The organism is Aeromonas finlandensis, from assembly GCF_000764645.1.
Lineage (GTDB): Bacteria > Pseudomonadota > Gammaproteobacteria > Enterobacterales > Aeromonadaceae > Aeromonas > Aeromonas finlandensis.
Genome location: NZ_JRGK01000167.1, coordinates 1 through 811, shown reverse-complemented (window position 1 = coordinate 811; position 811 = coordinate 1). Strand labels below are relative to the sequence as shown.

Genomic DNA, 811 nt, shown 5'->3' with positions numbered 1-811 from the left:
GGTATAAGCTGTTCAGTACCCATCCCACCACGCCATCTCAGGGCAAGAGTGCTATATACTCCATGATCTTGAATAACATCGACAAAAATATTTAAGATATCTAACAAATGCTGATTGGACTCACCAACAAAAAATGACAAAGGTTTGCTTTTTACATCCAGAATAGTCAATGCACTCAGATTTCCAAATCGCCCCCCATTGAGATATCTGCCAACCAATCGGCTCCCAATAAAATAATCTGCATTGCCAAACAAGACGGAATCAAAGGCAAGATTTGCTGTTTCATAACCGACCAAAGTAGCCTTTGGATATAAACCATGCAATGCCTCTACATCAAGTGAGTCCAATTCGTATGCCATCGTTGCAGATTCAATGTCTGCAAGTTGCCGTTCTCTTATACCTGCCAAGTATACATGGCCAGCTTGTATAACCTCATTGCTGAACTTCCCTGATTGTGGGTATTGCTGTACATGTTCAGGTAGAATGGAGTTTATGCTGAGCATTTGCACATGATTATCTTTAATTGCAGACAGAGCCTTTCTCTCATTTTCATAAAAATTTAGCTGAAGCTTGACACTTACCATCGATGAAAAAATTGATAGCAGGTCCGCCCCCATCCCCTCAAAATTGTTTTTTGATGTTACCAACTCAAAAGGAGGGGTCAGGGGGCCAACAATACCAACACTGATCTCTTTCTGTTGGCTTAACCAAGCGCGTTGCTGGCCTGAAAGACGACTGTTGAAATCACGCCCAAGATCATCTTTTAAATATAATTCTAAGGAACTACTAAATGAACGAGGCCCTAATACAA

1 protein-coding gene is annotated in these 811 nt (G+C 41.1%); it reads right to left on the bottom strand.

The annotated features are described in order from the left end of the window. Positions 1-811, bottom strand: an 811-nt coding sequence (locus tag LD28_RS22355) for a type 2 periplasmic-binding domain-containing protein (protein WP_156120200.1), incomplete at both ends; no start/stop codon positions are given.